General features: G+C 66.2%; 16 protein-coding genes, 2 tRNA genes and 1 rRNA gene. 16 read left to right on the top strand and 3 right to left on the bottom strand.

Annotation, left to right across the window (positions count from 1 at the left end; translation table 11 throughout):
- Positions 1 to 32 precede the first annotated feature (32 nt).
- The 11 genes from B1400_RS08320 (at position 33) to B1400_RS08275 (ending at position 13,111) form a co-directional block, all read left to right on the top strand.
- Entirely contained in the window at positions 33 to 887 is an 855-nt protein-coding gene (locus B1400_RS08320; protein ID WP_095613944.1) for a tyrosine-protein phosphatase, read from the top strand.
- 110 nt (positions 888 to 997) lie between these two features.
- Positions 998 to 1,210: a hypothetical protein gene (locus tag B1400_RS08315; protein ID WP_095613943.1), complete on the top strand. Its 213-nt coding sequence runs from the start codon at positions 998 to 1,000 to the stop codon at positions 1,208 to 1,210.
- A gap of 309 nt (positions 1,211 to 1,519) precedes the next feature.
- On the top strand, positions 1,520 to 2,608 hold the full coding sequence (locus B1400_RS08310) for a glycoside hydrolase family 5 protein (RefSeq protein WP_095613942.1): 1,089 nt from the start codon (positions 1,520 to 1,522) through the stop codon (positions 2,606 to 2,608).
- A 181-nt stretch (positions 2,609 to 2,789) separates the two neighbouring features.
- Entirely contained in the window at positions 2,790 to 3,065 is a 276-nt protein-coding gene (locus B1400_RS08305) for a hypothetical protein (protein ID WP_095613941.1), read from the top strand.
- A 94-nt stretch (positions 3,066 to 3,159) separates the two neighbouring features.
- Positions 3,160 to 3,372: a hypothetical protein gene (locus B1400_RS09535; RefSeq protein ID WP_133064666.1), complete on the top strand. Its 213-nt coding sequence runs from the start codon at positions 3,160 to 3,162 to the stop codon at positions 3,370 to 3,372.
- Between the two features lie 54 nt (positions 3,373 to 3,426).
- A complete protein-coding gene (locus tag B1400_RS08300; protein WP_095613940.1) occupies positions 3,427 to 3,717 on the top strand; it encodes a hypothetical protein in 291 nt (96 codons plus the stop codon).
- A gap of 256 nt (positions 3,718 to 3,973) precedes the next feature.
- Positions 3,974 to 5,215, top strand: coding sequence for a hypothetical protein (locus B1400_RS08295; RefSeq protein ID WP_095613939.1), 1,242 nt, complete (start codon positions 3,974 to 3,976; stop codon positions 5,213 to 5,215).
- Complete coding sequence (locus tag B1400_RS08290; RefSeq protein ID WP_095613938.1) at positions 5,215 to 5,898, top strand: PspA/IM30 family protein; 684 nt, start codon at positions 5,215 to 5,217, stop codon at positions 5,896 to 5,898. Before B1400_RS08295 ends, B1400_RS08290 begins: the two co-directional genes overlap by 1 nt.
- Before the next feature lie 361 nt (positions 5,899 to 6,259).
- Positions 6,260 to 9,580, top strand: coding sequence for a mupirocin-resistant isoleucine--tRNA ligase (gene ileS / locus B1400_RS08285; RefSeq protein WP_095613937.1), 3,321 nt, complete (start codon positions 6,260 to 6,262; stop codon positions 9,578 to 9,580).
- Between the two features lie 443 nt (positions 9,581 to 10,023).
- Positions 10,024 to 11,967 (top strand): SpaA isopeptide-forming pilin-related protein, encoded by a 1,944-nt coding sequence (locus tag B1400_RS08280; RefSeq protein ID WP_162288205.1) that lies wholly within the window; start codon positions 10,024 to 10,026, stop codon positions 11,965 to 11,967.
- A gap of 172 nt (positions 11,968 to 12,139) precedes the next feature.
- Positions 12,140 to 13,111, top strand: coding sequence for a class C sortase (locus B1400_RS08275; protein ID WP_095613935.1), 972 nt, complete (start codon positions 12,140 to 12,142; stop codon positions 13,109 to 13,111).
- On the opposite strand, the gene B1400_RS08270 is transcribed toward B1400_RS08275, so the two are convergent.
- The gene (locus tag B1400_RS08270; RefSeq protein ID WP_095613956.1) at positions 13,062 to 14,654 is read right to left on the bottom strand and encodes an MFS transporter; all 1,593 of its coding nucleotides are present in this window, start codon (positions 14,652 to 14,654) and stop codon (positions 13,062 to 13,064) included. The genes B1400_RS08275 and B1400_RS08270 overlap by 50 nt on opposite strands.
- 408 nt (positions 14,655 to 15,062) lie before the next feature.
- Here B1400_RS08270 and B1400_RS08265 point away from each other — a divergent pair, with 408 nt between their 5' ends.
- The 4 genes from B1400_RS08265 (at position 15,063) to B1400_RS08250 (ending at position 19,722) form a co-directional block, all read left to right on the top strand.
- Positions 15,063 to 15,560, top strand: coding sequence for a hypothetical protein (locus B1400_RS08265; RefSeq protein ID WP_133064663.1), 498 nt, complete (start codon positions 15,063 to 15,065; stop codon positions 15,558 to 15,560).
- A 104-nt stretch (positions 15,561 to 15,664) separates the two neighbouring features.
- The gene (locus tag B1400_RS08260) at positions 15,665 to 17,176 is read left to right on the top strand and encodes a basic amino acid/polyamine antiporter (protein WP_095613933.1); all 1,512 of its coding nucleotides are present in this window, start codon (positions 15,665 to 15,667) and stop codon (positions 17,174 to 17,176) included.
- A gap of 83 nt (positions 17,177 to 17,259) precedes the next feature.
- A complete protein-coding gene (locus B1400_RS08255) occupies positions 17,260 to 19,371 on the top strand; it encodes an elongation factor G (RefSeq protein WP_095613932.1) in 2,112 nt (703 codons plus the stop codon).
- A 132-nt stretch (positions 19,372 to 19,503) separates the two neighbouring features.
- Positions 19,504 to 19,722: a hypothetical protein gene (locus B1400_RS08250; protein ID WP_095613931.1), complete on the top strand. Its 219-nt coding sequence runs from the start codon at positions 19,504 to 19,506 to the stop codon at positions 19,720 to 19,722.
- Positions 19,723 to 19,785: 63 nt separating this feature from the next.
- On the opposite strand, the gene B1400_RS08245 is transcribed toward B1400_RS08250, so the two are convergent.
- Both B1400_RS08245 and B1400_RS08240 read right to left on the bottom strand, forming a co-directional pair.
- Positions 19,786 to 19,861, bottom strand: a tRNA-Gly gene (locus tag B1400_RS08245).
- Positions 19,862 to 19,885: 24 nt separating this feature from the next.
- Positions 19,886 to 19,957 (bottom strand) — tRNA-Val (locus tag B1400_RS08240).
- 951 nt (positions 19,958 to 20,908) lie between these two features.
- On the opposite strand from B1400_RS08240, the gene B1400_RS08235 reads away from it, so the two are divergent.
- A 16S ribosomal RNA gene (locus tag B1400_RS08235) occupies positions 20,909 to 21,322 on the top strand; the annotation flags it as partial.

Below are 21,322 nucleotides of genomic sequence, written 5' to 3'. Positions count from 1 at the left end.
CGCCCCGGAGCGGAGGCGTAGGATGGTGCGGTATGCATGAGAACGAAGCACGCATCATCCGGCAGATCAACCACGTCGAATCCGAGAACGAGCACGGCGACGGCGATTGGCGGATCGTCTCGAAGCCGCTCGGGCTCGAAGGAGTGGACAACATCCGCGACATGGGCGGCATCCCGACGCAGGACGGCCGCCGGATCCGTTCCGGCATGCTGCTGCGATCGGCGAATCTGCACAAGGCGAGCGACGCCGACCTCGCGACGCTCGATCGGCTCGGCGTACGCAACATCATCGATCTGCGCACGCGACAGGAACGCCATATGGAGGAGGACCGACTGCTGCCCGACTGGCGCTATCTGCCGATCCCGGTCTTCGACGAGGGCGCGGAGCTCGGCAAGCAGCTCAGGGGGCTCATCACCGATCCGGGCATGTTCATAGAGAGCCTGTACCCGCAGATGATCGCCTCGCCGATGGCGGTCGACTGCTGGAAGGACTGCTTCGGCCGTCTGATCGACGAGGACGGCGGCACGCTGTGGCACTGCACGCAGGGCAAGGACCGCACCGGCGCGCTCGCCGCGCTCATCCTAGCCTCGCTCGGCGTCGACGAGACGCTCATCGTCGAAGACTACCTCGAGACGAACCGTTTCATGCCGCATGTCTCGTCGAAGCTCGCGCAGAAGCTCGAAGCGGTCCTTGGCGCGAGCTTCGATGGCGACGTCAACCAGTTCCTGACGGCGGCCCCCGCCTACATCCACGCGTTCATCGGCGCGACGACGCGCTACGGGGGCCTCGTCGGCTTCCTGCGCATGAAGGTGGGGTTGACCGCCGCCGATTTCGCGCGGTTGCGCGAACGCTACACCTGTGAGGCCACCTCCGCGCCGCAGGCCTGACGCCGCAGGGAAAGTCTGATTCGCCTAACTGCGCAATCGCGCGGAAGGGCCGCCGAACGTGCTGTAATGGAATACAGCAATATTCAACCGTGGAACGAAGGATGGTTACCATGACCGACATGACCGAGCAGATGAAGAAGAACTTCGAGCAGATCAAGGAGCGCATCGACGAGCACAAGGACGACTTCGAGGCCATCCAGAACTCCGTCTCGCAGCTGAACGACAAGCTCAAGGACGCCAAGGAGGGCTGGGAGTCCGCTCGCGCCGAGAAGGGCGACAAGAACGAGATCGCCAAGGACGAGGAGACCCACCAGACCCACTGATCCGTCTCGAACCGCCGGCGGCGCTTCGGCCGGCGGACCTTTGCATGGGACAGGACAGGGCGCGTCGCACGGTGTTCCGTGCGACGCGCCCTGTCGTATGTCAGCCGTGGGCTGAAAACGCGGCGCTGCATACGCGCTCGCTTGTTAGCGTAGCGCGTATACGGCCGCACGGGCATCGGGGAAGCGGTGCGCCGTGCCATCCGCCATCCGCCATCCGCCACGCCGCCCGGGAGGACGGCCGCGGCGACGGGGTGTCCCTGCGGGCGGCGCGCATCGAGTGAAGAGCAGAAGAGAAGAGAGGAGAGGACGATGATGAAGAAGTGGGTGTCGGCCGTCATGACGATCGTGGCGTGCATGGCGCTGCTCGCCGGTTGCGGCGTTGCGGCGCAGACGGAACCGCGGCCGAGCGGCGACGCGGAGATCACGACGGCGCCGAGCGGCGAGGGCGGCGCGGCGTCCGCGTCGCCCGGGGAATCGGCGAGCGTCGGCGAAGTGGAGACGACGACGGTCTCGCCGCTGCACGTGGAGGGGACGAAGCTGCTCGACTCGGCGGGCAAACCGATCCAGCTGCGCGGCGTGTCGACGCACGGCATCGCCTGGTATCCGCAGTACGTGAACGCCGACCTGTTCGCGAACCTCAAGCATGACTGGGGCATCAACGCGGTGCGCATCGCGATGTACTGCGCGGAAAGCGGCGGCTACTGCACCGACGGCGACAAGGAGCAGCTCAAGAAGACGGTGCGCGACGGCATCGACGCGGCCGTCGAGGACGACATGTACGTCATCGTCGACTGGCATACGCTGTCGGACAACGATCCGAACATGCACATCGACGAGGCGAAGGAGTTCTTCGGGGAGATTGCCGACGAGTACGCCGGCGTGCCGAACGTGCTGTATGAGATCTGCAACGAGCCCAACGGCGGCACGACGTGGGCGCAGGTCAAACGCTACGCCGAACAGGTGATCCCGGTCGTGCGCTCGCGGGCGCACGACGCCGTCGTGCTCGTCGGCACGCCGAACTGGTGTCAGGACATCGAGGCGGCGACGGCCGATCCGCTCGACGTCGACAACGTCATGTACACCGTGCATTTCTATGCGGCCGAGCATGGGCGGTGGCTGCGCGACAAGGTCGTGGCCGCCGTCAAGGCGGGTACGCCGGTGTTCGTCAGCGAATTCGGCGCGACGGCTGCGGACGGCGACGGGGCCGTGGACGCCCGAGCCGCCGACGCGTGGCTCGACATGCTCGACGAGTACGGCATCTCGTACATCATCTGGAACCTGTCGGACAAGCATGAGGGCAGCGCCCTGTTCGCGACGAACGAGGCGCGCGACCCGATCGAATCCGACCTGTCGGCCGAAGGCAAATGGTATCGGCAGTATCTGCGCGAGCATCGTTAGGCGGCTCGCGCATGGTGCCGACGCGGCGCGGAAGCGGTTGCCGGAACCCATGGTACTGAAGCGCTTATGCTTTTGGAATTATTGGGAAAAGATGCTTTCGCTACGCGCGTCGGAAGCCGAATCCGCCTATGATGGACGGTACCGTCGTCGAAGACGGACCACCAACAGGAAGGAGCCCCATATGGCAGATGAAGAAAAGAAAGAGGGCCTCGAGGCTCTGGACGCCGCACAGATCAACGAGCTCAAGGAGATCGTCGACGAGACCGACCATCCGCACGTCGACCCGGTGAGCGGCAAATCGGACGGCAACGCCGACGACGGCTTCGACAAGCACGTCGAGGACGACGAGGACGCCAAGGAGATCAAGGAAGAGAAGAAGGAACGCACCGACGCCGAGGAATCGCTGCTGTTCAACACGGCGAACACATGGGAGAACATGGACGAGGTGCCTCGCTGAGGTGCTCCGGCGCGGCGCGTCCAGTGCGGGAGGCCCGCGAAAACGCCGTCGTCCCGACATGTGCGCGGCGCGACGGACAACGAACGGATGACAGGTGAAGGCCATGTGCCTTCACCTGTTTTCTTTGACGTTTCATTTCATTGATGTTTCCATGGGCGCGGCCATCGCCTCGCCCGCAGCCGCAGGCCGGAGCATGGCGCTGGCGTCCGCCGCGCGCGATGAAAACGCGGCATGTGCAATGAAACGAGAATCATTCGCCCGATGGGGGAAAACCGCGGCGCGGCGCGATGGCGAACGGTTATATTGAGGGTAGCGGTTGCGGCGAAGGACGCCGCACGGAAGACCCACGAATGGAGACGACATGGCACAGGACAAGAAGAACGTCGGCGACGATCTGGACAACATGAGCACGAGCGAGCTCGACGATCTCGAGAACATCGTGCGCGACACCGATCATCCGTACGCCGACCCGGTCACCGGCAAGCCGAACGAGGACGTGCCGCATGAGGATCTGGGCGTCGCGCTCAAGTCCGCCGAGAAGAAGGCCGAGGACGACGCCAGGATCGAGCGTGCCGCCGAAGTCGCCGAGGAACCGGTGGACGCGAACCAGTGGGAGGACCCGGAACTCGAGGACCGTGACGCCACCCGCTGAACGGCGGTCCGATGGATGCGACGGGTGTGGGCCGTGCGCCGAGGCGCACGGCCCGCACCCGTCGCGCGTTCACGGCCATGGGCCCGCGGCCGCCGTGCTCGGCGCGGATGTCCGCCCATGGTCTCAAAAAGACATGATCGCGGCGCAGGATGCGGGAATCTGACGTATATTGGTACGCAATGCGGCCGGCCGGCGGCGTCGAGGAAGGCGCGCGGCGGGGGCGGCCGGACGAGGACAAGGCAACAAGGAGGCGGCCATGCCAAGACCGGGAAGCGGCGACGGTCCGGGACCGTCGTCGAGCAGCCACGACGACGGACTGCGCGCCAGTTCGCACGGCCCACGCGGCACGGGGCGGCGTCCGGGCATGGACTCGGGCGGCGGTTTCGGCGGCTTCGGCGGTTTCGGCGGCTTCGGCGGTTTCGGTGGTCCGCCCCCGCGCCGGCATTCCGGCCAGCCAAGGTATCGTTCGGGCATCGATCTGGGAGACCTGATCAACTTCGGCATCGGCGTCGCCTACGGCAAGGAACAGGAGCGCCGCTCGCGACAGCGCACGCACATCGAGGTGCCGCGCATGAGCGAGGACAGCATGCGCGTGCCGCAGCAGCCGACCGGCGCCCCCTATGGGGACCCTTACGGGGGCGCCGCGTCCGGCGGCGTCTACGGCGGCGGCTCGGGGCCGTTCCCGCCCACCGGCGGCGGCCGGAACCCGAACCCGGGATCGGGAAGGCTGGCGGCGATCGGCATCGTCGTCGCGATCATCTGCGTCATCCTGCTCGGCTTCCTGAGCTGCTCGGGCGACAAGTCGGCCGGCGGCGACGGGTCGATACCGGCGAGCACCTACAACCGCGAGAAGATCGAATCCGGCGCCCCCTACGACAGCGACGACGTCGTCGACGAACTCGGATGGATCGAGGACGTGCGCGCGACCGAACGCGGGCTCAAGTCGTTCTATGACAAGACCGGCATCCAGCCCTATGTGCTGCTCGCGAAGTACAACGCGCAGACGACGACCGACGCCGAACGCGAGGACTGGGCGCGCGACTGGTACACGAAGCACATCGACAACCAGGACACGCTGCTGCTCGTGTACTTCGCCGACAAGGACTCCGAGAACGTCATGGGCCACAGCGTGCTCATCAACGGACGGAACATCTCGACGGTGATGGACGCCCAGGCGGTCGACATCTTCTGGGCGTACTACGACCAGTACTGGTACTCCAAGCTGAGCACCGACGACGCGATCGTCAAGACCTTCGACTCGACGGCGGACCGCATCATGACGAAGACGACGACGACCAACGACGTGCTCAAATGGGTCGTCATCGCCGTCATCGTCATCGGCGTGCTCGTCATCATCGGCGTCATCGTCTGGATGGTCATCAAACGCCGCCGCGAACACGAACGGTACGTGGAACGCATGGTCAACACCCCGCTCGAGGAGGCGGAGGACCCGATTTTGAAAAAATATAGTCAGGACGACCAGAAAGGACAACGATAATGGCTATCCTGAAACGATTCGGCGACATCATGCGCGCCAACATCAACGCTTTGCTCGACAAGGCGGAGGATCCGGCGAAGATGGTCGATCAGATGCTGATCGACCTCAACGAGGACCTCGCCGCCGTCAAGAAGGAGACCGCCGGAGTCATGGCCGCGGCCACGAGCGCGCGCCAGCAGGTCAACGAGTGCAAGGCCGACATCGCGAAGTACGAGGCGGCGGCGAAGGCGGCAGTCAAGGCCGGCGCCGACGACGACGCGCGCCAGCTCATCACGCGCAAGCAGCAGTACGAGAGCACGTTGCCGTCGCTCGAACAGGCCGCGCAGGTCGCCGAGGACAACGCCGCGAAGATGCGCCAGATGCACGACAAGCTCGTCAACGACATCAACGGCCTGCAGGCGCGCCGCGCCGCCGTGCACGCGAAGGTCGCCGTCGCGAAGGCGCAGAACACCGTCAACAAGGCCACCGAGTCCACGGCGAAGAGCTCTCGCAACCAGGCCGCCTTCGATCGTATGGAGGCGAAGGCCGACCAGATGCTCAACGAGGCGAACGCGACGGCCGAGCTCAACACGCAGGCGAGCGAGGAGGAGCTCGCGGACAAGTACCTCGCCGGCGGCAGCGCGTCGGTCGACGACGAGCTGGCGCGCCTCAAGGCGGAGGTCAACGGCGACGGCCAGCAGTGACGTGCGCCCCGCCGCCCGGGCCGGATGGGATCCGGGCGGCGCAAGCGGCTGACATCGGCGCGGAATACATCATTCCGCGCCGGTGTTATAGTGGCACACGACAGGCGACGATCCGTCATCAGCGGGGAGCCTTCGGAAGAACGGTCGGGCGCGCATGCGCGCGCCGGACTCAGTAGAACCGACGGGACCGGCCCGACACAGCCGGATCAAGCGGTCGCATGCACGGCGTGGAACGCGGCGCATGCGGCAAGCGAGGTGGTACCGCGGTGGCGTCCCCGCGGGCGTGCGCAGGCAGCGCACGGCCGTGCAGGCGTCCATCGTCCTCGCAGGCAACCGAAGTCTGCAAGAACGAGGAGCAACGGTGAGCGAAACACCAAAGCATGTGTACCCCAAGGCGGCCGCCGGTGAACAGAGCGCCAACGTGGCGCCGAACCCGGATTTCCCCAAGCTCGAAGAGGATGTGCTGCAGTATTGGGATACGAACGACACCTTCCAGAAATCCATCGATGAGAACCCCTCCGGCGAGAACAGCGACAACGAGTTCGTGTTCTTCGACGGACCGCCCTTCGCGAACGGCCTGCCGCACTACGGCCATCTGCTGACCGGCTACGCGAAGGACGTCGTGCCGCGCTACCAGACGATGAAGGGGCACCGCGTCAACCGCGTCTTCGGCTGGGACACGCATGGGCTTCCCGCCGAGCTCGAGGCGCAGAAGGAGCTCGGCATCGACTCGGTCGACCAGATCGAGAAGATGGGCATCGACAAATTCAACGACGCCTGCCGCGCCTCCGTGCTCAAATACGTGAACGAATGGCGCGACTACGTGCACCGTCAGGCGCGCTGGGTCGACTTCGAGCACGGCTACAAGACGCTCGACATCCCGTACATGGAGTCGGTGATGTGGGCGTTCAAGACGCTCTACGACAAGGGGCTGGCCTACAAGGGCTACCGCGTGCTGCCGTACTGCCCGAAGGACCAGACGCCGCTTTCGGCGCACGAGCTGCGCATGGACGCCGACGTCTACCAGGACCGCCAGGACACGACTGTCTCGGTCGCGCTCAAGCTGCGCGACGAGGACGACGCCTACGCCGTCATCTGGACGACGACGCCGTGGACGCTGCCGACCAACTTCGCCGTCGTCGTCGGCGACGACATCGACTACGTCGAGGTGCGCCCGACGCAAGGCAGGTTCGCCGGCAAGAAGTTCTATTTCGCGAAGGCGCTGCTGAACTCCTACAACAAGGAGCTCGGCGAGGACTACGAAATCGTGCGCGAGCTCAAGGGCCGCGACATGGTCGGCTGGCGCTACCATCCGATCTTCCCGTACTTCGCCGGCGAGGCCGCGACGGCCGAGGACGGCACGCCGGGGCCGAACGCGTACCGGATCCTCACCGCCGACTACGTCGACACGGCCGAGGGCACCGGCCTCGTGCATCAGGCGCCGTACGGCGAGGACGACATGAACACGCTCAACGCGCACGACATCAGGAGCGTCGACGTGCTCGACGCCGCTTGCCGCTTCACGTCGCTGTGCCCGGACTACGAGGGGCTCTTCGTCTTCGATGCGAACCTGCCGATTCTGCGCAACCTGCGCGCCGGCGACGGACCGCTCGCCGAGCGTCCCGAGGCCGAACGCGCGCTGCTGTTCCAGGAGAAGAGCTACGTGCACTCGTACCCGCACTGCTGGCGCTGCGGGACGCCCCTCATCTACAAGCCCGTCTCGAGCTGGTTCGTCTCGGTCACGAAGATCAAGCCGCGTCTGCTCGAACTCAACCAGCAGATCAACTGGATCCCGGAGAACGTCAAGGACGGCCAATTCGGCAAGTGGCTCTCGAACGCGCGCGACTGGTCGATCTCGCGCAACCGCTTCTGGGGTTCGCCGATCCCGGTGTGGGTGAGCGACGACCCGAAGTATCCGCGCGTCGACGTCTACGGTTCGCTCGACGAGCTCAAGCACGACTTCGGCGACTATCCGCGCGACGCCGACGGCAACATCAACATGCACCGTCCTTGGATCGACAACCTGACGCGTCCGAATCCGGACGACCCGACCGGCAAGTCGACGATGCGCCGCATCACCGACGTGCTCGACTGCTGGTTCGAATCCGGTTCGATGCCGTTCGCGCAGTACCACTACCCGTTCGAGAACAAGGAGTACTTCGAGCACCACTTCCCGAGCGACTTCATCGTCGAGTACATCGGCCAGACGCGCGGCTGGTTCTATCTGCTGCACGTCATGGCGACGGCGCTCTTCGACAAGCCGGCGTTCAAGAACGTCATCTGCCATGGCATCGTGCTCGGCGACGACGGCCAGAAGATGAGCAAGCACCTGCGCAACTATCCGGACGTCAACGGCGTGTTCGACCAGTACGGATCCGACGCGATGCGCTGGTTCCTGATGAGCTCGCCGATCCTGCGCGGCGGCAACCTCATCGTGACCTCCGAGGGCATCCGCGACACGGTCCGCCAGATCATGCTGCCGGTGTGGAGCTCGTACTACTTCTTCACGCTGTATGCGAACGCCGCGAACGACGGCAACGGATACGACGCGCGCCGTGTGCGCGCCGACGAGATCGGCGGCCTCGCGCAGATGGACCGCTACCTGCTCGCCCGCACCCGTCAGCTCATCGCCGACGTGACCCGCGACATGGACGCCTTCGCGATCTCCGAGGCCTGCGATGCGGTCGCCGACTACATCGACATGCTGACGAACTGGTACATCCGCAACTCGCGCGACCGGTTCTGGAACGAGGACGAGAACGCGTTCAACACGCTGTACACTGCGCTCGAGGCGTTCATGCGCGTGCTCGCGCCGCTCGCCCCGATGGAGGCCGAGGCCGTGTGGCGCGGCCTGACCGGCGGCGAATCGGTGCATCTGGGCGACTGGCCGTATCTGACCGATCCGGCCACCGGCGCCGACACCGAGCTGGGACGCGTGCTTCAGGAGAATGGCGCGCTCGTCGCCGCGATGGACAAGGTGCGTGAGATCGTCTCGTCGACGCTCTCGCTGCGCAAGGCCAGCAGGATGCGCGTGCGGCAGCCGCTCGCGAAGCTGACCGTCGTCGTCGACGAACCGTCGCAGGTCGACGTCTACGACGCGCTGCTCAAGAGCGAGCTCAACATCAAGGCGATTGACTACCTGATGCTCGACGAGGCCGCGGAACACGGCCTCAAGATCGTCGAGGAGCTCAAGGTCAACGCGCGCGCCGCCGGACCGCGTCTGGGCAAGCGGGTGCAGTTCGCGATCAAGGCGTCGAAGAGCGGCGCATGGCATGCCGACCCGAAGACCGGCGACCCGGTCATCGAGACGCCGGACGGCGAGATCACGCTGCAGGGCGGCGAATACGACATCACGCGCCGCGTCGAGGAGGCGGACGCGGGCGAACGCGCCAACTCGGCGTCGTCGATCCTGCCGTCGGGCGGATTCGTCATCCTCGACCTCGCGCTCGACGACGCGCTCATCGCCGAAGGCTATGCGCGCGACGTCATCCGCGCCGTGCAGGACGCGCGCAAGGCCGCCGATCTGGACGTGACCGACCGCATCGACCTGACGCTGGCCGTGCCGAAGGACGACATGGCGAAGGTCGAGCGCTTCGAGGACCTCATCAAGTCCGAGACGCTCGCCACGTCGATGACGCTCGAGGAGGGCGACGAGCTCAAGGCCGAGGTCGCCAAGGCCTGACCGCCGGCCGGTATGGGGTCCGGGCGCGGGCGCCGCGGCGTTCCTCGTACCGGCCTTGAGCACGACGGCGCTTGCCTCGTGGCGATATTCGCAATATGCGTATTTTCCTCCGGGGACGCGCGCGGACACGGCGCGATGATATTGGTCGCCGAGTTCCGCTTCGCCCGGATAAAACCCGCAGACTTCACCAATAGGGAAGAAAAAAGGCGGAAAACTATCGTTTCCCGCAGGAATCAACGGGATTGTCCTCCCGGAGCAAGTTTCCCACGCCGCCGAGAACCTCCATACGATGGGGGCAACGATGGAAATCCATCGGGAACACCGTGGGAATCACCGGAAGGTGTGCGTTGCAGGGTTACGCGGACGTTCAAGGCCCGCGCGGACGAGTGGCCAGCATTTGCCGTGGAGACCCTCCGATGACATGGAAAGAAAGTCGATACACGATGAACACTCGTTCAATAGCAAAGACGGCGGCCGCCATGCTTGCGTCGGCCGCGATGATCGGTGTCGGGGCGGTGACGGCATCCGGCGCCTACGCCGTGGACGGCGCGGGAGCCGGGTCGCCCGCGCAGATCGTCATTCATTCACCGCAGGCGGTCAACGACGACGCCTCGATCGCGCCATCCCTCGACGGCCGCTCCTTCAGCGCCTATCTGTTGGGCACCTACGAGGACGTGACGGTCAACGCGGACGGCTCCGCGATCACCGGATACAGCATCAGGAAGGCCGACGGCATCGACCCCAATCAGGTCATGGGCTGGATCAACAAGGCCGCCGGCGGCACCACGCCGGCAGGGCTCAGCGACGTCATGACCTGCAACGGCACGGGCTGCAGCTTCAAGGGCGCCGCCGAGAACCTGACGCCGCTGCAGTTCGTCTCGCGTTACTTCTACGGCAGCGGCACCGACGCCTACGGCAACGAACACGCCGACCAGCCGCTGATGCGCAAGTTCGCGCAGGCGGCCGCGCAATCCGGCAGCCTGAAGACGCCCAGCGCGACCGCGACCGGCGCGGACGGCGAGGCCGTCTTCTCCACGCTGCCCGCCGAAGGCCTCTATCTGGTCACAGAGAACCCCGCCGACGCGACCTCGCTGACGGACGCCGTCATCGCGCGCGCGATGGTCACCGGCACGGCGTACACGCAGGACGGCAAGACCTATGACACCGTCGCCGACACGTCGACGGACCCTGCGACGACATTCACGCTCGGCGAGCTCTACCTCAAGGCCGAGAAGGTCATCGTCAGCAAGAACGTCACCGATGCCGACGGCACGACGGTCGCCGACCAGCTCGCGCAGACGTCCTCGTCGCGAACGTTCACGATCGCGGCGAACGTGCCGCTCTACGACGAATACTCGAACTGGACGTCGCCGAAGTTCTCGATCTCCGATGCGCCGGCGAACCTGACGCTCAACGCCAAGTCGATCGTCGTGAGATCCACCGACCCCGACGCCCCGTCCACGCCGACGACGCTGACGGCCGGCTCCGACTACACGGTGACGACGACGGACGGCGGCTTCACCGTCACCTTGAACAATCCGGGCGCGCTGAGCGGCGCCACGGTCCGCGTCACCTATACGGGCACCGTCACCGACGCCTCCGTCGACACGACGGCGAACACGACGACGGTCCGCTTCTCGAACAGCCCGTCGGACGACTCCGCTCTCGGCAACGGCCACGTCGAGGCCACGAAGAACGTCTACACGGCGGCGATCCCGCTGCAGAAGATCAAGTACAATGCGCAGGCCACCGTGCTGCCAGGCGCCGAATTCACGGTGACCGACGCGAACGGCAACCCGGTGTGCTTCGACAAGAACGCCGACGGCACCGTCTATACGATGCGCAAGCGCAACGGCACGGACACGAACCCGGGCACCGCCACGATCACGTCGAACGGTTCGTCGATCCTGCTCGCCGGCCTCGGCGCGGACACGACGGACCCGACGACCTACACCTTCACCGAAACAAAGGCGCCGACCGGCTACATACTCGGCAAGACGCCGGTGACCTTCACGCTCACCGTCACGCCGCAGTACGGCACGGACAAGAACGCGATCAGCGCCGTCGCCTACGAGATCAACGGCAACCCGGCGAAGGCCGCGGCGGACTTCTCGAACTTCGTGGACCTCTCGGACGCCGCGGTGATCGACGGCACGCCGGTGACCGCGCCGACGACGAAGACGGTCACGGGAACGGACGGCGCGAAGACGACGGTGAACACGACCGAATACCGCGGCGGCATGATCCGCGTCGAGAACACGACGAACGCGAACGACTTCGCGAAGACCGGCGGCCAGATCACGCTCGTGCTTGCCGTCGTCGCGGCGCTCGCGGTCGTCGGCGCGGCCTGCCTCGTCGTGGCGCGTGCGCGCCGCAACCGGGCATGAGCTGACGGGCGCCGGCGGCGCGGCGACCCGATACCGGCACGATGCGGCCTTCCGGCTTCCGACGACGGACCGGAAGGCCGCATCGTGCCATATGCGCCCCGGCGGGGCGTCGGCAATCGACCACAGTGGGAACGGATCCGCGGGTGACGGCGGACGGTGCAGGAGCGAGGACATGGGGCAACAGAGGACGACGGGACATGCAGGCGGCATGCGGCGGCGCGGGTTCGCGCCGAAGATACGCGGGGACCTCGACCGGCGCGACCCGGTGACGGCCGTGTTCGCGATCGTGGGATGGACGTGCTACCTCGCCGCGGCGCTGCTGCTCGCCTGGGTCGTCGGTGCGCTCGTTCACAACGACATGCTCGCGCGCGAGGCGGCCTCCCATATCGCGTCAGCGCCGGCGGAATGGCCTGACGCGCAGCGCAGGGCGGTCTACCGGCGCGCGCAGCGCTACAACGCCGATCTCGAGCGGCGTTTCGGCGGCCGCATCCCCGCCGACGCCGAGAACGACGACGGCGCCGCCGAGGAGATCGTCGACACCGACTACCGGGGCACGCTCGACGTCGACGGCGCCGGCGGCATGGCGAGTCTGATCATCCCGAAGATCTCGGTGGACGTCCCCGTCTACCATACGACGCTCGACGATGTGCTCGACAAAGGGGCGGGACATATCTACGGCACGGCGATGCCGGTCGGCGACGACCACACCTATGCGGTGCTCGCCGCGCATTCGGGAGGGGTGCAGGGGATGCTGTTCACCCGCCTCGACGAACTGCGCGAAGGAGGCGTCTTCTATCTGCGGGTGCTCGGCGCGGAGCAGGGCTACCGTGTCAAGGACATCCGCACGATCAAGCCGGAGGCCATGGAACGGACGTTGCGCGAACTGCGGAAGCGATACGAAGACGGCCCGGCGACGATCACGCTCGTCACCTGCACGCCGGTGGGCGTCAACTCGCACCGTCTGCTCGTGACCGGTGTGCGCGAGCCGATCCCGGCGAAGATCGCCCCCGCCTCGACCCAGCGCGACGGCCGTCTCATCGCCGCCGGCTCCGCGCTCGCCGTGTTCGCCACACTGATCGTCGCGGCGATCGCGTTCAGTCGGATCCGCGCGAAACGCCGCGGACGCCGGTTGAGGATGAAGTAGCGGGCGCACCGTCCGGAAGCGCGGCCGTCGATGAGGCTGGGGCGATGCTGGACATCGTCGCGGCCGGCGTGATGCGGTTGCGTCCGTGACGCACCATCTGCCGCGAATACCACAGCGACACGGCGAGCATGACGGCCTCGATGACCGCGCCGACGAGCACCGCATGCTGGAAGCCGTCGGCGTAGGCGAGGTGGCGGCCCACGCCGGCATGCGTCTGGCGCAGCACGTCGGCGGACAGGATGCCGACGAACAGCGCCGAGCCGAGCGAACCCGCGATCTGCGAGCCGGTCGAGAAGATCGAGGACGCATCGGGCACCTGCGCGTCGGGCAGCGATTCGAAGACGACGTCCTTGTCGGGCACGTTGACGAAGGAATCGCCGACGATGGCGAACGCGCTGATCGCCACGACGAGCCACGCGGCACGCAGCGGCGCGACGCCGAAGATCGCGAAGAGACCCACCGTCAGCAGCGCGAAGCCGACCGAGACGATCGGCCACATGCCATGACGGTCGACGCGCTTGCCCGCATAGAGCACGGCGCCCGCGTAGGCGAGCGTGAGCGCCAGCAGGAAGGAGCCGGCGACGAACGGCGTGTAGGCGCAGGCGCGTTCCAGATACAGCGGCAGCAACAGCAGGATGGCCTGCTGTCCCATGCCCGCGGCGAGGAACAGCAGTACGCCGACGGACACGTAGGCGTGGCGCAGCGGCCGCAGATCGAGCAGCGGAGTCCTCAGTCGCGTCTGCCGCCGCACGAAGACGGCGAGCACGGCGACACCGGCGAGGAGCATCGCCGCGGCGAGCGGCGGGCGATCGGTGAGCTCGGAGAAGCCGAGCATGACCATCGCGAGCCCGACGAACGCGAGCGCGACGGAGAACACGTCGATCGGCATGTTGCGGCGCGCTTCGACGTCGAAGGCGTAACGGCAGCCCATGATCAGCGAGACGACGCCGATAAGGAGCGGCACGACGTACATCGACGTCAGGCTCACGTAGGTCAGGAACACGCCCGACAGCAGCGGCGCGACGGCGATGCCGACGCCGATGATCGAGCTGTTCAGCGAGACGATGCGGCCGGAGCGCTCGGGCGGCACGACGCGGATGATGACGGTGTTGATCGTCGGGAACATGAGCCCCGCGCCGACCGCCTGGATCAGACGGCTCGCCAGCATCATCGGGAAATCGAGCGAGCACAGGCCTATCGCGGAACTGACGATGAGCAGGATGCGGCTCCAGAAGAACAGGCGTTTGAGGCCGATGCGCGCAAGCGCGCTCGCGGCGGTCATGACGGCCGTCGCGGCGACGATCGCGTAGCCGACCGTCACCCAGTTCGCCGTTGCGAGGCTCACATGGTAGGTCTCGGAGATGTTCGGCAGCGCGACCGACATCATGACCGAGCAGAAACCGTCGCCGAGCGTGCTGATGATGAGCGTCGCGAGCAGCAGTTTGATCGACCGCCATGAATGCCGCTGGCCGTCCTTCGCGACGACCATCGTGTCGTCGGTCAGCTTGGGCGGCCTGCCCGATCCGTCGGTCCGATGCGCCATGGCCGTTTCGCGTGCCGTGGCCGGCTTGGCCGATTCGTTCGTCCCGGTCGTTTCGTTTGCACTGCGCGCGCCCATCGACGCCCCCTCGTCCTTTTCGTCGTCGTCTTTCGTAGTTCCCGCCGGCGTCGAGGCGTGTGCGGCGGGAGGAACGGTCCATCCCCTCCAACGTAGCGCGCCCGGCCGCGGCCGTCGGCGGTGTTCATCGGTCGCCGAACCGCGCCGCGGCGTTCAACATGAGGACGGCCGATGCCCAAGCGGTGGACCATGCGTGCGCGGCCCCGACGTGGTGCCGTACTGTGGCACGATGTCGGGCCGCGGGCGCCACGGAGCGTGGCACCGATGAGCGCGGCCCGACGGCGAGGACACGCCGACGCCGTCATGTCGGCGATGAGGAAAGGAATGACACGGATGCGTATCAGGGGCGGAGCCATGATCAGGAGGGCCGCGGCGTTCGCGGCGGCGACGGCGGTCGTCGTCTCGATGGGCGCGTGCGGCGTCAAGGCACATGCGAGCAAGTCGTACACGTTCAACGTCGACACCGGCGACGCGATCAAGGTCACGCTCGACGTCACCGGCGGCTACGACATCACCGGCAAGGTGCCCTTCGAGGTCACGAAGGACGGCGAGGAGGTCTTCGAGGGCTCGTTCCTGCACGAGGAGGGCTATGAGCTCTATCGTGAGCAGATCGACGGCGATGACACGGCCGAGATCCTCAACGAAGGCGAACGCAACGGCAACGACTTCATCTTCTGGCAGGAGGCGGTCGACGACGCGACCGAGCACAACTACGTCGTCAAAGTCAAGGACAGCAGCACCGTCGTGCTGCTCGAGGGCAACGCCACCGAGGACGCGGCGAAGGCTGCCTTCGACCGGCTCTCGATCAGCCTCGACGGCGAATCCGAATAGACGGCGCCGGGGGTCCGTTGCGCCCTGTCGGCGTAACCGCGGCGTATGCATTACGATGACGGCGTAACGAAAACGGTCGTCGAACGAAAACGCGGGGCGCGGATATGCACAGGGACACGCACACTACCGACCATGCCGACGGATCGGTGGGATTCCCCGGTCTGTTCGCGATCGTCGTATCCGCGATGGTCGGCGGCGGCGTGTTCAGCCTCCCGCAGAACATGGCCGTGCACGCGGCCGCCGGCGGACAGCTGCTCGCATGGGCCGTCACCGGCGTCGGCATGTGGTGCATCGTCAACACGTTCCGCACGCTCACCGAGGTCAAGCCGCAGCTCAAGGACGGCCTGTACACCTATGCGCGCCAGGGATTCGGCAGATTCGTCGGATTCCTCGTCGCCTACGGGTACTGGCTGTGCAACTGCTTCTCGATCATCGCGTACGGCGTGCTCATCATGTCGACGCTCGACACGTTCTTCCCCGGAACGTTCAGCGACGGCAACAACGTGGCCTCGGTCGTCGCGGCGTCGGCGCTGCTGTGGACGATGACGGCGATCGCGATGCTCGGCACGCGCACCGGCGCCGTCATCAACATCGTCGGCACCGTGTGCAAGATCGTGCCGGTCGCCGTGTTCATCGTCGCGTTGTGCCTGGTGTTCCGCCCCGGGGTGATGCTCGGCGACTTCTGGGGACAGACGGCAGACGGGCGCCCGCTTGCCTTCCACGCAGGCGACCTGTTCGGGCAGATGCGCGACTCGATGCTCGTGACGCTGTGGCTGTTCATCGGCATGGAGGGCGCCGTCGTCGTCTCCGGCAGCGCGCGCTCGCCGAAGGCCGTGTCGCGCGCGACGGTGAGCGGATACGTCGCCGTGCTCGCGCTGTACCTGCTCGTCTCGCTGCTGCCGCTCGGCGTCTACGGGCAGCGGCGCATCGCTGCGATGGCGAATCCGTCGATGTCGGTCATCATGGAGCAGCGCTTCGGCCTGTGGGGCGCCGTCATGGTCAACGTCGGCGTCATCGTCAGCGTGCTGTTCTCGTGGCTCGTATGGATGCTGATGATCAGCCAGATGCCGCTGTTCGCGGCCCGCGACGGCATCTGGCCGCGCGCCTTCCTCGCCACGAACCGTCACGGCGCGCCGAAGGCCGGGATCCTGCTGACGGCGGCCACCTGCCAGCTGCTGTTCATCCTGTGCCACTTCGTACGCGGCGACGCCTGGAACGTGATGATCTCGATCACGTCGGTCATGTCGATGCCCTGCTACCTGCTGTGCTGCCTGTATCTGTGGAAGGTGGCCGCGCGTGAGCCCGGCGCGTTCACCGCGCATGGGCGCGCCACACGCGCCGTGAGCCGCCGGCGCGCGCTCGCGACCGGCGTGTTGGGGTCGCTGTTCTCGCTGTTCCTCGTCTACGCCGCCGGGCTGCGGTATCTGATGGTGGCCTGCGTGCTGTTCGCGATCGGCCTGCCGATCTTCGCGATCGCGCGGCGCCAGAGCGCGCCGGACAAGCCGTTCCTCGCGTCGTTCAGCATGAAGGAGCGCGTGCTGTTCGCGGCGATCGTCCTGTGCGGGGTGTGCGGGCTGGTTTATACGGTGCGCGGTGGCCTGTTCGCCGCGATGTAGCGGCGTGCGCCGTCGGCGCCCGTCCTTCGTACAATCAGTGGATGGTTGCGGCGTCGGCCGCGCATGTCGTGGAAGGAACATCGATGAAGCGGATCGTGGCGGGCGTCGTGGCCCATGTGGACGCGGGCAAGACGACGTTGTCGGAGGCGCTGCTGTACGCGGCAGGCGCGACGCGCCGGCTCGGCCGCGTCGACCACGGCGACGCGTTCCTCGACACGAACGCGATCGAACGCGCGCGCGGCATCACGATCTTCACCGAACCGGCGATCATCGACGTCGACGATCTCGAACTCACGTTGCTTGATACGCCGGGGCACGTCGACTTCAGCGCCGAGACCGAACGCACGTTGCAGGTGCTCGACTACGCGGTCCTCGTCGTTTCCGCCGTCGACGGCATCCAAGGGCACACGCAGACGTTGTTCCGTCTGCTCGGACAGTACGGGGTGCCGACCTTCGTCTTCATCAACAAGACCGATGCGGCCGGCGCCGACGAACGTCGCGTGCTCGCACAGCTGCAGCGCCGGTTCGGCGACGGCTGCATCGACTTCACGCCCGTGCCCGGCGCGGACGGCGGCATGACGTTGTCTGACGAGTCGATGGAGGCGGTTGCGATGCAGAGCGAGCGCGCGATGGACGAATACCTCGACGCCGGCGCCGTCGGCGACGGGCTCATCCGGGAACTCGTCGCCGCGCGTCGCGTGTTCCCGGTCTACTGCGGCGCCGCGCTGCGCATGCAGGGCGTCGACGATTTCCTGCGCGGTTTTGCGCGCTTCGTGCGGCAGCCGCGATATCCGCAGGACTTCGGCGCGCGCGTGTTCAAGATCTCCCACGACGCGCAAGGCAACCGGCTGAGCTGGATGAAAGTGACTGGCGGCGAGCTGCGCGCGAAAATGGTGCTGCCGGCGAAGGACGGCGGCGTCGGCGAGAAGATCGATCAGGTGCGCAGCGTCTCCGGAGCGACGAGCACGACGACGACGCTAGCCCAGGCCGGCACCGTATGCGCCGTCAGCGGACCCGAGCATACGTTCCCGGGGGAGGGGTTCGGCATCGAATCCGATGCCGGAGACCCGACGTTGCAGCCGGTGCTCACCTATACGCTGCTGCCGGGGCGGCATGACATCCACAAGTGTCTGCTTGCGTTGCGCGAGCTCGAGGATGAGGAGCCGCTGCTGCACGTCGTCTGGCAGGAGCGGCTGCAGGAGGCGCATGTGCAGCTGATGGGCGCCGTGCAGCTCGAGGTCGTCGAACAGCTCATGCACGACCGCTTCGGACTCGACGTTGGGTTCGGCGCGGGGTCGATCCTCTACAAGGAGACGATCGCGGCCCCTGTCGAAGGCGTCGGGCATTTCGAACCGCTGCGCCACTACGCCGAGGTGCACCTGCTGCTCGAGCCGCTCGACGAAGGCGCCGGACTCGAATTCGTCAGCGATGTGGACGAGAACGAGCTCGACCGCAACTGGCGGCGGCTCATCCTGCAGCATCTGCGCGAACGCGAACATCTCGGCGTGCTCGTCGGCGCGCCGATCACCGACATGCGCGTCTCGCTCATCGCCGGCCGCGGGCATCTCAAACACACCGAAGGCGGTGACTTCCGGCAGGCGACGTACCGTGCGCTGCGCATGGGGCTGATGGAGGCGCGCGCCGGCGTACCGACCGACTGCACCGAGCTCGACGTGGCGCGCCGATTCGCCGGCGGCGCGCGCGACGATGCGGCGGCCGATGGCGGCACGGATGCCGAGGAGGCCGAAGCGGGCGCGGCGGAGGAACGCGGCGCGCGCATCGAGGGCGTCGGCAACTGCCGCCTGCTCGAACCGTGGTACCGGTTCCGGCTCGAGCTGCCGCAGGAATCGCTCGGACGTGCGATGAGCGACGTGCAGCGGATGTGTGGCGAGAGCGACGCGCCGCAGGTGGATGACGGCTATGCGGTATTGGAAGGCGTGGCGCCGGTCAGCGGTATGCGTGACTATGCGATGGAGGTGAACGCCTACTCCCATGGGCGCGGAAGGCTGTCGCTGACCTTCGCCGGATACCGCCGCTGCCATGACGAGGCCGCCGTCGTGGCGGCGGCAGGCTATGATCCCGAAGCCGATCTGGAGCATACGCCGGATTCGGTGTTCTGCGCCCATGGCGCCGGCTATCCGGTGAAATGGTACAAGGTGCCGGAGTTCTGCCATGTGGCGATGCGCGAGGAGTGATGCGCACGCTAACGGTGTAGCAGCATATCGCGCCTATGCCCACAGCGGTGCGTCGCGCGCCGTCCCGGCAAACGAGGTGTAATGGTGGGACCCATAAGGGTTTGCGACACCGTACAACGAAAGGATGTTGCCATGGCAGACGAAACGAAGGCCCATGAGACGCTCAAGGAGAGGTTCGACGACTTCAAGGCCGATGTCGACGAGCGCAAAGCCGAGCATCAGGACAAGGACGCCTGGAAGGACGTGGACCGTGCCGCCAAGCATGAGGTGAAGTCCGACGTCGATCTCGACAAGGCCGCCGCGGATGTGGACAAAGCGGCCGAGCGCGAGGAGGAGGCCCGGGAGGGCTGACGCCGCCGGCGCCATCGTCTAAGGATGATACGAAAACAGCTCCCTTTCGGGAGCTGTTTTCTTTGGAGCGGACAACGGGACTCGAACCCGCGGTCTCGACCTTGGCAAGGTCGCGCTTTACCAACTAAGCTATGTCCGCAAAGTCAACCGGAAACCGGTTTCGTGGGCGATACAAGATTCGAACTTGTGACCCCTTCCGTGTCAGGGAAGTGCGCTACCACTGCGCCAACCGCCCGGGCCGAGAAGTAAACTTACCCGATGGGCGTCGATTTGCCAAATCCGATCGACGCTTCGGCGTGTCGCATGCGGTTTCCGGTGCTTCGACGCCGATGCCGGGCACCGTCCGATGCGTCCCGACGCGGTTCGCGCCGGTGATGCTCGCTGGGGTCGGGTCTCCGACCGCGTGAGTGTGGTTCGTCCAGGATTCCGGGCGGCCCCTCCACCGGCGTTCCGATTACCCAGGCGGTTCGGTGACGGTGATGATCGCGGGAGGCCGCCGGTCCGATGCGCTCGGGTGCGGTTCGTGGGTGGGGTTCGCCTGGGCGGGTTTGCGCGATCGCGGGTGGTCCGCCTCGTGTCGGTGGTGTTCGCTGGTGTGGGGTCTGGCGATCGCATGGGAGCGGTTTGCGTCGGTGGTGTTCGCGCGTGTGGGGCTTGGCGATGACGGCTGGCGCGGCTCTCCCCAATGTTCACTCGGCCGTTCGATGTGATGGTGAGCGATGCATTTCGCTCCGGTGGTGTGGTTGGAGGCTGGGTTGTTCGGATGTGTGGGGGCTGGGTGATGACGAGGTGTGGTTTTGGGTGTGGTTGGTGTTGGTGTTGGGTGGTTGCGACACGCCGTGGAGGGGTTGTGGTTGTTGGGTTTTGGGGGTGGGGGTTGCGTTTGTGGTTGGGGTGGTGTAAGTTTTCTTCTTGCTGCCGCTCACGGCTTGCTGGTCTGGTTGACTGGTGTGGTTGTGGGTGTGTGTGGTGGTTTGAGAACTCAATAGTGTGTACTGTACTACTTCATCATATGGCCGACGTTTGTTGGTTGTGTGGTGGTCTTTGATTGCCAGTCCGATGCCCGCCCGTGTGGTACCCGAGGGGGTTTGATGGGTGTCGGGGTTTTTGTGTGACCGTCCTTCCTTATTGGATGGTCCGTCTTTTTCTTTTGTGAGTCATCTGTTGGATGTCTCCATGAATGTTTTTTGTGGAGGGTTCGATTCTGGCTCAGGATGAACGCTGGCGGCGTGCTTAACACATGCAAGTCGAACGGGATCCGGCCAAGCTTGCTTGGCTGGTGAGAGTGGCGAACGGGTGAGTAATGCGTGACCAACCTGCCCCATGCACCGGAATAGCTCCTGGAAACGGGTGGTAATGCCGGATGCTCCGCGCCCTCCGCATGGGGGTGTGGGAAAGGCTTTTGCGGCATGGGATGGGGTCGCGTCCTATCAGCTTGTTGGCGGGGTGACGGCCCACCAAGGCGTTGACGGGTAGCCGGCCTGAGAGGGTGACCGGCCACATTGGGACTGAGATACGGCCCAGACTCCTACGGGAGGCAGCAGTGGGGAATATTGCACAATGGGCGCAAGCCTGATGCAGCGACGCCGCGTGCGGGATG

The organism is Bifidobacterium italicum (genome assembly GCF_002286915.1).
GTDB lineage: Bacteria > Actinomycetota > Actinomycetes > Actinomycetales > Bifidobacteriaceae > Bifidobacterium > Bifidobacterium italicum.
This window is presented reverse-complemented; position numbering and strand designations above follow the sequence as displayed.